Below are 12,214 nucleotides of genomic sequence, written 5' to 3' on the forward strand. Positions count from 1 at the left end.
TTTTGTTTTTTAGGGTTATACGATGGGAGACCACCTTCTTTTTTTAAACGAGAAGTAGGCGATGACTCCCCAACACAGTGCCTGAATCCATAACTGAGACCACTGCGGAGCTATCTGCTGCCAACTGGCTCCCATTTGGTTGAGCTTTAAAGTTCCATTGATCGCAGCCTGAGTGGGCAAAGTCGCAGCAACCCAGTTAATTGGGGTTGGAATCATTTCTAGTGGCCAAATAAAACCTGCCGAGAAAATCAGTGGCATCGAACTAAGCAATACTATAACGGTAACGAGCTCGCGCCTTGGCGTTATCGCACCTAACCAGATGCCGATAAAGCAAGTTGTTAAGAAGAACGGTAACAAGAAAGTCAGCAACGAAAATGGGTTCGCTAACTTTGTTATACCGTACATATCAAAACTAGCGCCAAAGTAAAACATACTTAACACATAATAGATAATGAGCAGTACAAAGGTGCGTACGGCGATAACCGACAAAGGTGATCGCTTCGTCCAATAGCCTTTTCCGTGCTTTTGAGTGCCACCTATCAGCCCAGCAGCCATTGCCAGAGTTTGCTGAAGTATCAATACAAATACCGCAGGCACAACATAATCGACATAACCCATTCTTGGGTTAAATGTGGGTTTGCTGTTGAAATTCGAAGATGTGTACTGCTGTGAGGCTAACTCAAGTGGCACACCATCGATGAGGAGCTTGGCTACTTTCGTTTTTGCAGCCAATGTACCTCCTGCTTGTGCCAAACCTTCAACGACGGTTCCATACACTAGAAAAAGCGCAGCGTCTCCGGCGTAGGACAACACCGGACTGGTACCCAACATAAGATCTTTGTAGAAATGCTCAGGAATAACAAGAAAGCCGGTAATTTGACCATTTAAGAATGACTCCTTAGCCGCTTCGATACTGTATTCTCTCTTGATCACTTTTACGTTGGGGGTTGCATCAACCATACGCTCGAGTTGGTAACTGGTTTGACTTTGGTCGAGGTTTACTATCGCGATATGTTGTTCAGTAGGAGTTTGTTGGGTATAAGGAAGTGGGTACAAAAATGAATAGAATACTACGCCTCCAAACACCGTCAGAGTGACGACTGGGTTGGTCAGTATTGCCTTTAACTCGAGCTTAACGTGCTGAAATAGGGTCACGAGTCTAACTCCTTACTCATATGTTTTTGTATTAGCATTAGGGTAAGTGCCATTGGAATGACGTACACAAACATTGGCAATAGGTGTAAAAGAGAGCTAAGCGCGTTAACGCCATAGCTTGCCTGACTAACCTGAACTTCTATATAGTGGCTTATTGGTAGTAGTTCACGCCAAAATAACGCTACTTCACTCATATTAGTCGCAGGGAAAGTGATTCCCATAAAAGCGAAGCTTGGCGCGGTAAATGCACCCGCAAAGCTCATTGCTCTTGCCGCATCACAAGTTAGAAAGAAGAAGAAGCATCCCATAACCATACAAGCAACGGTTGTTATAAGCAGTGCAATCGAGAGTACTGTCCAGCTACCTTCCATTGGCCAGCCGATCAGATCATAGAACCAAATTAAAAACATAAAGCCCTGAGCAAGGAATAGCAGCCCATAGGGCAATAGCGTCTTAAAAAGGTGGGGGAGGATTGCTTGATCGCGAAACCAGCCTTTCAACCCACTGACTCGATAGTTTGCACTTAAAATAAGCACAGTGAACGAGACGACACCGATCTGCCAAATGGCAGGAATTATCGCAGTCACTAAAAACTGAGCGTAGTTGGTGTTTTTATTGAATAAAGGCGTAATTTGCGTACGAACAGCAACCGCTTTTCCTGCTGCTGCCAATGTAGTTGTGCTGCCTTTAGCCAGATTCTTAATGACATCGGCTTGTGCGTTAAAAGTTCCTTGAGCTTGTAGTGCTGCAGAGTTAATCAAGCGGCCGATCAAAATGTACTGACTGTTATAGAATAGCGTCACCTGTGGTGGGAACGACTTGATAACAGATTTGTCAAAATCGTAAGGGATCACAAGCATGGCATAGATATCGCCGCTCACCATTGCATCTTTAGCTTGTGCTACCGAATCGTATTGATGGCTTACACTCAGCATAGAAGTTGCATCGTAATTATTGATGAGCTTCTGCGATAGATAGCTTTTGTTTAAGTCAACTACACCGATTGGAAGATTGCTCGCAATGCCTTGAGAAAAAATGGCATAGATAGTTATCCAAATAAGCAGTGGAACCCATGTAAGGCAAGATAGTAGCCACTTATCGTGCCTTAGTATCTGCCATTGATTGTGAAGGCGACGCTTGAGCGTCACCTTGCGGGTGTATGCATAGGAGTCCTGGGTCATTAAAGGTATCCTACATTGCGACTGACAGGCTCATGCCCATGCGAAGCTTGCTGTTTTGTTGAACCGGACGAGCCTCTACTTCAAAAGTACGTAAATCGAAGCCTTGAGAAGCATCGGTCGAGCGCCATGTAGCAAAATTGCCCATTACCGAAATGTGAGTGACTCTAAATTGAAGATCTTCGCCAAGTGCCGGGACAAAAGCTGAGAAGGTTTTACCTTTTTCAAATTGGTTTAAATAGTCTTCACGAACATTAAATACGGCCCATGAATCTTGCGTGTCAACGACCGTTACCACAGGAAATCCTTGCGGCGCGAGCTCACCACTGTGCAGAAGCACTTGGGCCACTTCGCCGTTAAACCAGGAATGAATTTTTGTGTCTGCAGCGTAGGCTTCAACTTCAGCTACTGCACCTTCAGCCATACGCGCTTTTTCGGCCGCTGCTATTTTAGTCTCTGTACGAGCCCCTTCTTTTGCCATTTGAAACATTTGATAAGCTGCACTTTCGGTATATTTTGCTGCTTGCCATTGAGTTAGAGCTTCGTCGCGCTTTTGCTCAGCAACAACACCATCTTTGTACAGGTTATTGACTCTCAGGTAGGTCTTTTCCATAAGCTGAGAAGCCGATTTTGCTTTACGCCACTGGTCTTCAGCCGCTTGAATTTGTTGCTGACGGGCACCAATTTCAGCTTCTTTAGCGATTGCGCCAGCCGCTCTTTGCCCGGCTACAGCTTGTTCTAGCTTAGCCTCGATTTCTGGGCTGTGTATTGTGAAAATGAGCTCACCATCTTTAACCGTATCGCCTTTACGCACCATTACCTGATCAATTCGACCTGCCACTTTCGACGAGATACTGTACTGTTGTGATTCAATTTGGCCTTGAATATGAAAAGCAGGTGTTTGGTATGCTTGGAAAAACTTAAAGCCTACCCAACTAATAACTGCGACTGCTCCAACGGTTAGCAATGTTGGTTTGACTTTCTTCATGATGCTTCCTTAGTTCTTAGGTCACTGGGTAATACGGAGTTATTGCGATATTGCGGGAAACTATTCATTTCACTTGCTAATGCGAGAAGCTTATTGAGTGATACAAGATAGTGAAAAGTAGCAGCCGCTTGCTGCGTTTTTACATTGGCTAGGTACAACTCTGCGTCAACCACATCTAGTGAACGGCCAAGGCCTTGTGAGAATGCTTTTTGTCTAAGCTTCAAGTTCTCTTCCGCAAGGCTAATACTTGAATTTAGACCTTGTACTTCGTCGAGCGCTTGTTGCGCTTCCAAATAAGTTTTCTCTACAAGAACGCTAAGATCCTGTTTAGCTTGTCGCTTTAGGAAGTGAACTTGTGATACAGCACTGTTAGCAGCCTTCATTTGCTCACTGCGACCACTGTTTTCTAAAAGGGGAACACTAACGCCAATACCAACAAGCCAATTCGGTTTGAGTTGACTCGTTAACGATTCTCCATGGTAAAGACTGTAGTCACCGTATGCGTAAACTTCAGGGTAATATTTACCTTTCTCAGAATCCAATAGACTGCTTGCTTGCTTTTGTTTTGCATCTAATATGGCTAATCCAGGATAGGTATCAAGAGTCTGATCAATGAAAGCATCAAGTGGCGGCAGATTTTGGTTAATAAAAAGCGGATCTCTTGGTTCGACTGTTTCAGCTTGACCGAGGACTTGCGTTAGTGCCGCTTGCGCAATATTTAAATTGTGTTCGGCTTTTTTCCTTTCTACCATTGCTTTATCGAGAGATGCTTCAGATTGCAATCGTTCGACACGTGCAATTTGTCCTTGTTGTTCCAACTTAATGGAAAAGTCACGATGCTTTGTTAACCCCTTTTCAACGGCAAGACGCGTGTTTACAACCTCTTTAGCTAAGATGACGGTGAAGTAGTACTTGCTGAGATCTTCATATCGAGCTTGTATTTCCATAGCCAACTGGCTCTGGGCTTCTTCTTTTTTTCCTTCTGCAGCACTCTGAGCTGCAGTAATTCGGCCACCGGTAAAAAGAGGCCAAATTGCCCGTATAGACGAGCTGAAAATGTCTTTATTCTCGATGGTTGACGTAATACCACCCAAACTGTTAGCAATTGCACCTAACTCTGGGCTAGAGCCAATTATTGCACCCAGCTCAGGGGGAATTCCGCTTAAGCTTTCAGTAAATTGCGCGCCACTTAGAGTCACGTCTTGATCTAACCTTGTGTAATTAGCGCCAAGTGTCACAGAAGGTAGGTTGAGATTGCCGGTGGCACTTTGTAGATGACCGTATCGCTCAACGTTGGCTCTTTGAGCGGCTAAGGAGTTATTGTTTTCTTGTAACAACAGCCAAGCTTCATCAAACGACACAGCAGCGCTTAGGGCACTGAAACTGACTGTCCCCAGTAAAGCTCCCAGTGCTAAATGCAGGGACTTATGTTTCATATCATCTCTCATGTAGTGAGCTTGAATTTATTAGAGTATAAACTCTAATAAAATGGTGTGCAATATAATAACGTTCTGTTAAGCCTAGTTAAGTCATGGGAAACAGGTTATTTGTTTTTTCAATTATTTTAGAGTAATGGGGCAAATGACTGGGTCTGTCACGTGAAAAGGAAATGATAAAGGTTAAGTCAATGTAACTAGTGCAAAGCCCTCTATATAGTGATAGGGGCCTGATCGGATGACTAGATCATCGTGATGGATCGAAAGAAGTGCAATAGTAACCCGCACGCCATATGAGGTTACCTGTGTTTGTCATAACCTCGAGAACATCCTGCCCTGTCATCTGGGGGTGGGCATAAGATACAATAAAACGTTCTTCGCTCAGTACTGCGGACTTTTCGTAAGCCCGAACATGCGTAAAGGTTGTACTTTTGTGTTGGTGCAGCAGCGCCTTATCGAGGCAAATTCCAAAGCAGTCTCTTTCCATGGTGCGATCCTTAAAAATTACACGAGAAGCGTTTTTAGGTGGGCCCGTTACTTTTGTTTCTATTGTGTTTATTCGTTCATTTTGCGGTCGTTCTCTTTTCTTTCCAGAAGGAATTCACTCAAGCAATACGACTGCTTGGTTGGGGCGTTATTAAATATACGCCCACGCACATATAAAGTTATAAAAATAATATAAAAGTCGTGTGACAAATATCGTTCTTTCAGATAAATGTCTCGTTACATTTTCATTGGCAAATGATGTTGATGAGTTACAGCTTTTGTTGGATTCGCGTCAAATGTGGGTCATTTTTTGAAGTTATCAGATAGCTTCACAGTTCTTGCAACTGTCAGATGTTGTTATGTTAAGTCAGTGTTACAGTTGATATTGTGAGGAGAAAGAGATGAAGTGGACTCAAATTAGTTTTCGGCACCGAATGCTGATCATCATGACCCTATCTGGGTTAATCGAATTGTTAGTGCTAGCGCTCGCTGGCTTCATCTACATTAAGCACGAACAAGAACAAGAAATGGGTTTAAAAGCGCAAGGTGTTGCATCTTTTCTGGCTCAGTCTAGCGCTGTGGTTGAAATGATCGAACATGATACGGCCTCCAACATGCAAAATCGATATCAAGGTTTGACGGAACTGATAGGTGCTGCGTTCATTGTGGTTGGTGACAAAGACGGGATCCGCCTCGTTCACCCGGTAAAAGAGCGCATCGGGTTGCCAATGAAAGGTGGTGATAATGACCGAGCGTTAGTTCACGGCGAGTCTTATGTCTCTTTTGCAACGGGCTCACTAGGCCGTTCAGTCCGGGGAAAGGCCGCGGTATTTAATGAACGTGGGGAAATCATCGGTGTCGTTTCTGTCGGCTATCTACTCGAACGACTTCAGGACAGAATAGAACCTTTTTTGATGTTTCTTATTGGTATGGCTATCTTGGTGGTTGCAGCCAATGCCGTTGTTTCAAACTATGCATCAAGGCGTTTTCAACGCGCGATATTAGGCTTTGAGCCCGAAGAAATGGGCAGATTATACGGTGAACTTGATGTGACCATGAGTACTATAAAAGAGGGAGTCATTAGTATCGACTCCCAAGGTATACTTCGGTCAATCAATACCAGTGCTTGCCAGATATTGGCACTGGATAAGAACCATGTGGTGAACAAACCGCTCACCAAAGTGTTGCCTAATAGTGATTTAGCATCATTGTTGTCAACAGGGGAGCCAGACAATGACATTGAACTGTATCTCAATAACCAGAGATTGATTGCTAACCGGAGTCCTATTGAAGTTGAAGGTCAAGTTATCGGAGCGGTTTCAAGTTTTAGACGCAGAGATGAAATTAGTGAATTAACAAAGCAGCTTTCACAAACCAAAGAGTACGCTGAGCTTTTGCGTTCACAAACACACGAGCATAGAAATAAGCTCAATACGATTAGTGGATTGGTCCAGATGGGCGAATTGGACGCAGTGCAAAAACTCATAGGTCAGGAAACAGAACATTATCAGTCGCTTATCGAGTTTTTAAGGGAAACAATTAGAGATCCGCTGGTAGCGGGATTGCTACTCGGGAAAACGGAAAGAGCCAGAGAAATTGGATTGATACTGTCGGTGGAGCAAGATTCACGGTTACAACCCTTGCCCAGTGCAATCAACGCAGACGATATTGTAACGATATTGGGTAACTTAATCGATAATGCGTTTGAAGCGACTTTATCTGTGACGAAATTAACGAAAGGTCTGCCGATAAATAGGCGCACCATTGACGTTTCTATCAGTGATTTTGGTAACGAAATCATACTAGAAGTGAGTGACATGGGGTGTGGTCTGCCCAAAAACATTGATATTGAACAGTTAACAGAGCGTGGCGTATCAAGTAAGGCGCCCAATAACCGGGGAGTCGGTATGTTTCTTGTCAAACAACTCACTCAACGTTATCAAGGACAGTTGGAAATGATGGAGAATTCAGATTTTGGTACACGCGTTACAGTCTATATTCCAAAGGATGGGATGTTATGACTAACCTAACTCAAGTCATGATTGTAGAGGACGATGTCAAAATAGCGGAACTTCACAGACGATACCTTGAAAAAATGAACGATTTTGAAGTTGTTGGAATCGCGACCAGTTGTGCTGACGCACAGGTTCAGATCGACATCTTAAAGCCTGAGTTGGTGTTATTAGATGTTTACTTGCCTGATGGTACGGGGATTGAAATCTTAAATACTCTACGGGGCCAAAACCATCAGTGCGATGTGATTTTGATTACGGCAGCAAGAGATGTCGACACGTTGCAGCAGGCGATGCGTGGTGGTGTGATTGACTACTTGTTAAAACCCGTTATGTTTCCTCGACTTGAAAGTGCATTGCAAAAATATCGTGACCGCCGGGTTCAACTCGATAAAGCCAGTGGGTTAGATCAGCGTATGGTCGACGATATGTTACAAACGACTCGATCATCGACAAGCACAGAAGGGCACTTACCAAAAGGTATTGATGGAGTGACTCTTGAAAAAATACGAATATTATTTACGGACTCCTCTCAAGGGCTCACTGCTGATGAAGCTGGACTTCAGATTGGAGCGAGTCGCACGACAGCAAGGCGATATTTAGAGTATTTAATTAGTGTTGGCGAGCTGCAAGCTGATGTGAATTATGGCAGTGTTGGACGTCCAGAGCGGTGTTACAAGCGAGTCGACCGTTAAGCTACTTGTATCGATAAACCAAACAAAGGGGCCATGTAGGCCCCTTTTTTATTGAGAAATTCGATTAAGATTCAGCTTTTTTAGGGTTATAAAACCAACGTCGAACGATAGACAATATTGCGGGTCCAACCAGCACCAGTACAGCAATCGACGTAAAGGTTAATGTAATTGGACGTTCCCAAAGAAAGCTAAGTTCACCATCACTGATCATTAAAGCTCGTCGTAGGTTCTCTTCCATTAACCCGCCTAAGATAAAGCCAAGCAGTAGCGGGGCGAGCGGGAAATTGGCGAGTCGCAGTGCAATAGCTGCCATGGATATCATGATCATGATAAACACATCCATAGTATTGAACGAGACTAAATAGACTCCGGTAATTGAGAAGAAAATGATCATGGGTAGTAGCACTGTACGAGGAACGGCCAGTAGTCGTGCAATATAGGGAATTAACGGTAGGTTTAAAATGACCAGTACAATATTACCAAAATACATCGAAATGATTACGGACCAGAAAACATCAGGGTGCTCAACGAAAAGCCTAGGGCCAGGTTGAATACCATAAGCGATCAACGCGCCGAGCATGATAGCGGTAGTACCGGAACCAGGAATACCTAAAGTAAGTAGCGGTACAAATGACCCACTAGAAGCAGCATTGTTGGCTGATTCCGGTGCGACTAGACCACGGATGCTTCCTTTGCCAAACTCTTCTCTTTTCTCTTTAGGAGCCAGATTTCTCTCCATTCCATAAGAAAGAAATGCTGCAATAGTGGCACCTGCACCCGGTAAGACGCCTGTAAAGAAACCAAGAATCGAAGAGCGGATTGACACGGGTGCAACCTCTTTAAATTCTTCTTTGGTTACTTTCATGCTACCGATATCACTCATTTTCCTTTGCTCTTCACCTCGGGTATCTTTTTCTGGTTTTAAAATACCCATCAAGGTTTCGCCTAGCGCAAAGGTTGCCATAGCGAGCAATAAGAAACTAAAGCCATCCATTAGATCAGTCAGACCGAATGTAAATCGCTCGACACCAACACCTTTATCGATACCAACCGTTGATAACATCAGACCTAGTATTGTCATCATCCATGCTTTGATAACCTGACCTTTTCCAGCAAAACCTGCAACGGCAGACAATCCTAGCAACATAAGAGCAAAATAGTCAGACGACTGGAAACTCAGTGACACGCTGGCTAGAGCAGGCGCTGCGACGAGTAACATAATTGCCGACAAAGTACCGCCAGTAAATGATGAATAGGCTGCTAACGCAAGCGCTTTACCGGCCTGGCCTTTTTGCGCTAATGGGTAACCATCGAAGGCTGTAACAACCGTCGATGAACAACCTGGGGCGTTAATTAAAATGGAGGAAGTGGATCCGCCAAAGACGGCACCATAATAAACACCTGCCATAAGAATAAGACCTGAAGAGGGTTCTAGTCCGTAGGTAATTGGGATCATTAAAGCAATGGCCGATATAGGGCCTAGGCCTGGCAACATGCCGATAAAGGTACCGACAAAACAACCCACGATCACCATCATTAGGTTCATTGGCATCACTGCCGTAGATAACCCTTGTAAAATTCCATCTAACATAATGAGTGTCCTACCAAATCGTAAAAATTAAACCAGGCTCAAGATATATTTCCAGCCCTTGAGTCAACATCAGGTAAAAAGCGATCACGAAAGGAAATGAAGCGCCAAAGAGGATTGATTTACGTCTCTCTCCTAATAGATAAAAACCAAACATTAGGAAAAACCCAGTGGCCAGTACGAAACCAATATACGTTAGACCAATGCCATAGCCTGTCATTAGAACTACAAAACCAATCAATAATTTCCAATTGAAATCGATGACAGCACCGCTTTTTTTGTCTGGCTGCCCCGCGACTAGCAAGAGCAGGGAAAGGCCGATACCAATAAAGGTTAAAAGAGTGGGTAATGTTCTGGCTGTAAAAGGTTCGTATTCATCCCCTGGAAACAAAGGAATAAGGGATGTTTGGTATCCGTAACAGAGACACACAATAAGAAAGATCATTGCACCTACGCGATCGCGGCAAAGTAAATATTCTTTGCTGAACATTTTTGAGGTGAAATCCGACATAGCTAGCTCCATGAAAGGCTAAAAAGAAAAATCCGCAAACAGCCAGTTACCGAGCGAGTAACCAATGGGAAATCTCAGGACACAGACAACCCAATAACAAAGGAGTGTTGCAAATACTATTACCAATAAGAAGGTGACAGTCACTGAATGCGGTGGAGATTAAGAGGAGGGTTGCCCCTCCTTCATCTGTTTATTGATTGTTAACTAAAATTACTTTTTCAAAAAACCTAGTTCGGTCATTAATGTACCCATCTGTTTCTCCTGATCTTCTAGGAATGTGTAGAAGTCTTGGTCAGGCTTATAGTTATCAATCCATCCATTTCTGTCTCTAACTGTTGCCCATTCTTCTGTGGTGTACATTTTAGAGAGTGCAGCATTCCATTCCTTGACTTTTTCTTTGCTCACTCCTGGAGCTGCAAAGAAGCCACGCCAGTTAGCAAAAACTGTTTGGTTACCGTACTCGACAAGAGTTGGAATGTTTGGTGCAGCCTCAAGGCGTTTTGGAGCCGTTACGGCAATCACTTTAACTTGGCCAGATTTGGACATCTCTAGGACTTCACCTAGGCCAGTTGAAAGCAGTTGTGTTTCCCCTGAAAGTAGTGCCGCCATTGCTTTACCACCGGCATCATAAGCGATGTAACGAACTTTTTTAGCGTCAAATCCTTCACCTTTAAACGCCGCTGCGACCACAAGATGATCCATACTACCTCTTGCTGAACCACCAGCGATCTTCACTTTTTTAGGATTTTCTTTGAAGTCCGCAACGACATCATCCCAAGTGTTATATTTCGAATCAGCAGGGGCTACTATAGCGCCGTAATCTGCAATTGTGGCTGCGACGGGAGTAAGGTCTCGGAAGGATTGAGGGAATACGCCAGTGAGTGAACGAACAACAATAGGTGTGGAGTTCACCATCAGGGTATCTTCTTGACGTTTAGCGGTTTCGATAAGGTGCGCGATTGCTTTCCCGCCTCCACCACCAGAGAGGTTTTGGAACGAGACATTGTCGACAATGTCTGCTTTAACCAAAACATCACCAGTGCCACGTGCTGTCATATCCCAGCCACCACCCGCACCACCAGGGATGAGGAAATGGATTTTTTCTAAATCAGCGGCATAAGCACTAAATGAAAGTGATGCTGCGACAATTGATGCTGCAATAGTCGGTTTGAATGCCTTAAACATGTTCACGTTCCTTATGTTGTATCGTTTTTGTAAAACTTCGTACCTCTACGGGTAAGATAAAGTTAATGACTTGTTACATGATTATCAATAAAGTGGCGATATTGAGAATAAAGAGCGTATTGGTAATTTTGTTCATAAAGTTCACGAGCGAGAAAACTCCTTAGACATTAGTCTATATTGTCGACAATTTGTTTGATATTTAGACTTTATGGTGTTTAAATTACCATCATAAACTAGAAGTTGTAGACAATAGTGGGTTTGGTTAACGAGAAATGGAGGGTGTGATGAGTCAAGTCGAATTACTTTCTGAAGAGGCGTTACCACGCGAGTCAACTAAATCGGAAAACCTAACCGAACTGCTGGTTGAGGCCATCGTAGAAGGTAAAATTACGGCGGGTTCCAAGATCTCTGAACCGGAGCTTGCTAAGCAATACAGTGTGAGTCGAGGGCCGTTGCGTGAAGCGATAATGCGTTTGGAAGGACTAGGGCTTATAGAGCGAATTCCTCATGTTGGGGCTCGAGTGATTACTTTAACCCAACAAGGTTTAGTGGATCTGTATGCCGTACGTGAATCTTTAGAAGGAATGGCAGCCCGCCTTGCGGCACGTTCAATATCTGACAATGAGATCGAAGCTTTAGAGCAGTTACTTTCACAACACTCAGAACATATAAACAAAGTAGAGGGTGCTTCCTATTTTCATCAACAAGGGGATTTTGATTTTCATTATAGAATCATTAAAGCAAGTAGAAATAACAAGTTAATCAATCTGCTCTGTCATGAATTGTACCACCAGTTGAGGATGTATCGGTACCAATCGCCACGTTCACACTCACGGCCTGTCGCGGCGTTAAAAGAACATATGTTTATCCTTGAAGCCATTAAGAATAGAGACGAAGAATTGGCTGAAATGCTAATGAGAAGACATATTTCTCGAAGCCGAATACTAATAGAGCAACAAATCGACGACGAATAATCAAAA

11 protein-coding genes are annotated in these 12,214 nt (G+C 43.7%); 3 read left to right on the forward strand and 8 right to left on the reverse strand.

What is annotated here, in order from left to right; translation table 11 throughout:
* Window positions 1-15: 15 nt before the first annotated feature.
* The 5 genes from LNL84_RS06780 to LNL84_RS06800 form a co-directional block, all read right to left on the reverse strand.
* Window positions 16-1,155, reverse strand: a complete 1,140-nt coding sequence (locus LNL84_RS06780; RefSeq protein ID WP_244356165.1) for an ABC transporter permease — start codon at window positions 1,153-1,155, stop codon at window positions 16-18.
* Complete coding sequence (locus tag LNL84_RS06785) at window positions 1,152-2,336, reverse strand: ABC transporter permease (RefSeq protein WP_244356167.1); 1,185 nt, start codon at window positions 2,334-2,336, stop codon at window positions 1,152-1,154. Before LNL84_RS06785 ends, LNL84_RS06780 begins: the two co-directional genes overlap by 4 nt.
* A 10-nt stretch (window positions 2,337-2,346) precedes the next feature.
* The gene (locus LNL84_RS06790; RefSeq protein WP_244356169.1) at window positions 2,347-3,321 is read right to left on the reverse strand and encodes an HlyD family secretion protein; all 975 of its coding nucleotides are present in this window, start codon (window positions 3,319-3,321) and stop codon (window positions 2,347-2,349) included.
* The gene (locus LNL84_RS06795; protein ID WP_244356171.1) at window positions 3,318-4,757 is read right to left on the reverse strand and encodes a TolC family protein; all 1,440 of its coding nucleotides are present in this window, start codon (window positions 4,755-4,757) and stop codon (window positions 3,318-3,320) included. Before LNL84_RS06795 ends, LNL84_RS06790 begins: the two co-directional genes overlap by 4 nt.
* Before the next feature lie 247 nt (window positions 4,758-5,004).
* Window positions 5,005-5,244 (reverse strand): cation transporter, encoded by a 240-nt coding sequence (locus LNL84_RS06800; protein WP_244356173.1) that lies wholly within the window; start codon window positions 5,242-5,244, stop codon window positions 5,005-5,007.
* Between the two features lie 400 nt (window positions 5,245-5,644).
* Here LNL84_RS06800 and LNL84_RS06805 point away from each other — a divergent pair, with 400 nt between their 5' ends.
* Together LNL84_RS06805 and LNL84_RS06810 are read left to right on the forward strand one after the other, a co-directional pair.
* Window positions 5,645-7,264 carry an ATP-binding protein gene (locus LNL84_RS06805; protein WP_244356177.1) on the forward strand — a complete coding sequence of 540 codons (1,620 nt, stop codon included), beginning with the start codon at window positions 5,645-5,647 and terminating at the stop codon, window positions 7,262-7,264.
* Entirely contained in the window at window positions 7,261-7,950 is a 690-nt protein-coding gene (locus tag LNL84_RS06810) for a response regulator (protein WP_244356179.1), read from the forward strand. The genes LNL84_RS06805 and LNL84_RS06810 overlap by 4 nt, the downstream gene beginning before the upstream one ends.
* Before the next feature lie 64 nt (window positions 7,951-8,014).
* Here LNL84_RS06810 and LNL84_RS06815 read toward each other — a convergent pair whose 3' ends face one another.
* The 3 genes from LNL84_RS06815 to LNL84_RS06825 form a co-directional block, all read right to left on the reverse strand.
* Complete coding sequence (locus tag LNL84_RS06815; RefSeq protein WP_244356181.1) at window positions 8,015-9,541, reverse strand: tripartite tricarboxylate transporter permease; 1,527 nt, start codon at window positions 9,539-9,541, stop codon at window positions 8,015-8,017.
* A gap of 10 nt (window positions 9,542-9,551) precedes the next feature.
* Window positions 9,552-10,049, reverse strand: coding sequence for a tripartite tricarboxylate transporter TctB family protein (locus LNL84_RS06820; protein ID WP_244356183.1), 498 nt, complete (start codon window positions 10,047-10,049; stop codon window positions 9,552-9,554).
* Window positions 10,050-10,259: 210 nt separating this feature from the next.
* Window positions 10,260-11,234: a tripartite tricarboxylate transporter substrate binding protein gene (locus tag LNL84_RS06825; RefSeq protein WP_244356185.1), complete on the reverse strand. Its 975-nt coding sequence runs from the start codon at window positions 11,232-11,234 to the stop codon at window positions 10,260-10,262.
* Between the two features lie 284 nt (window positions 11,235-11,518).
* Here LNL84_RS06825 and LNL84_RS06830 point away from each other — a divergent pair, with 284 nt between their 5' ends.
* Window positions 11,519-12,208: a GntR family transcriptional regulator gene (locus LNL84_RS06830; RefSeq protein WP_244356187.1), complete on the forward strand. Its 690-nt coding sequence runs from the start codon at window positions 11,519-11,521 to the stop codon at window positions 12,206-12,208.
* The last annotated feature ends 6 nt before the right edge of the window (window positions 12,209-12,214 follow it).

This window comes from Vibrio gelatinilyticus (genome assembly GCF_022836845.1).
Lineage (GTDB): Bacteria > Pseudomonadota > Gammaproteobacteria > Enterobacterales > Vibrionaceae > Vibrio > Vibrio gelatinilyticus.

Excerpts from the sequence above, each read along its gene's own strand:
- LNL84_RS06785 (WP_244356167.1), bottom strand. The coding sequence starts at position 2,336 with ATGACCCAGGACTCCTATGCATACACCCGCAAGGTGACGCTCAAGCGT.
- LNL84_RS06790 (WP_244356169.1), bottom strand. The coding sequence starts at position 3,321 with ATGAAGAAAGTCAAACCAACATTGCTAACCGTTGGAGCAGTCGCAGTT.
- LNL84_RS06795 (WP_244356171.1), bottom strand. The coding sequence starts at position 4,757 with ATGAAACATAAGTCCCTGCATTTAGCACTGGGAGCTTTACTGGGGACA.
- LNL84_RS06800 (WP_244356173.1), bottom strand. The coding sequence starts at position 5,244 with ATGGAAAGAGACTGCTTTGGAATTTGCCTCGATAAGGCGCTGCTGCAC.
- LNL84_RS06805 (WP_244356177.1), top strand. The coding sequence starts at position 5,645 with ATGAAGTGGACTCAAATTAGTTTTCGGCACCGAATGCTGATCATCATG.
- LNL84_RS06810 (WP_244356179.1), top strand. The coding sequence starts at position 7,261 with ATGACTAACCTAACTCAAGTCATGATTGTAGAGGACGATGTCAAAATA.
- LNL84_RS06815 (WP_244356181.1), bottom strand. The coding sequence starts at position 9,541 with ATGTTAGATGGAATTTTACAAGGGTTATCTACGGCAGTGATGCCAATG.
- LNL84_RS06820 (WP_244356183.1), bottom strand. The coding sequence starts at position 10,049 with ATGTCGGATTTCACCTCAAAAATGTTCAGCAAAGAATATTTACTTTGC.
- LNL84_RS06825 (WP_244356185.1), bottom strand. The coding sequence starts at position 11,234 with ATGTTTAAGGCATTCAAACCGACTATTGCAGCATCAATTGTCGCAGCA.
- LNL84_RS06830 (WP_244356187.1), top strand. The coding sequence starts at position 11,519 with ATGAGTCAAGTCGAATTACTTTCTGAAGAGGCGTTACCACGCGAGTCA.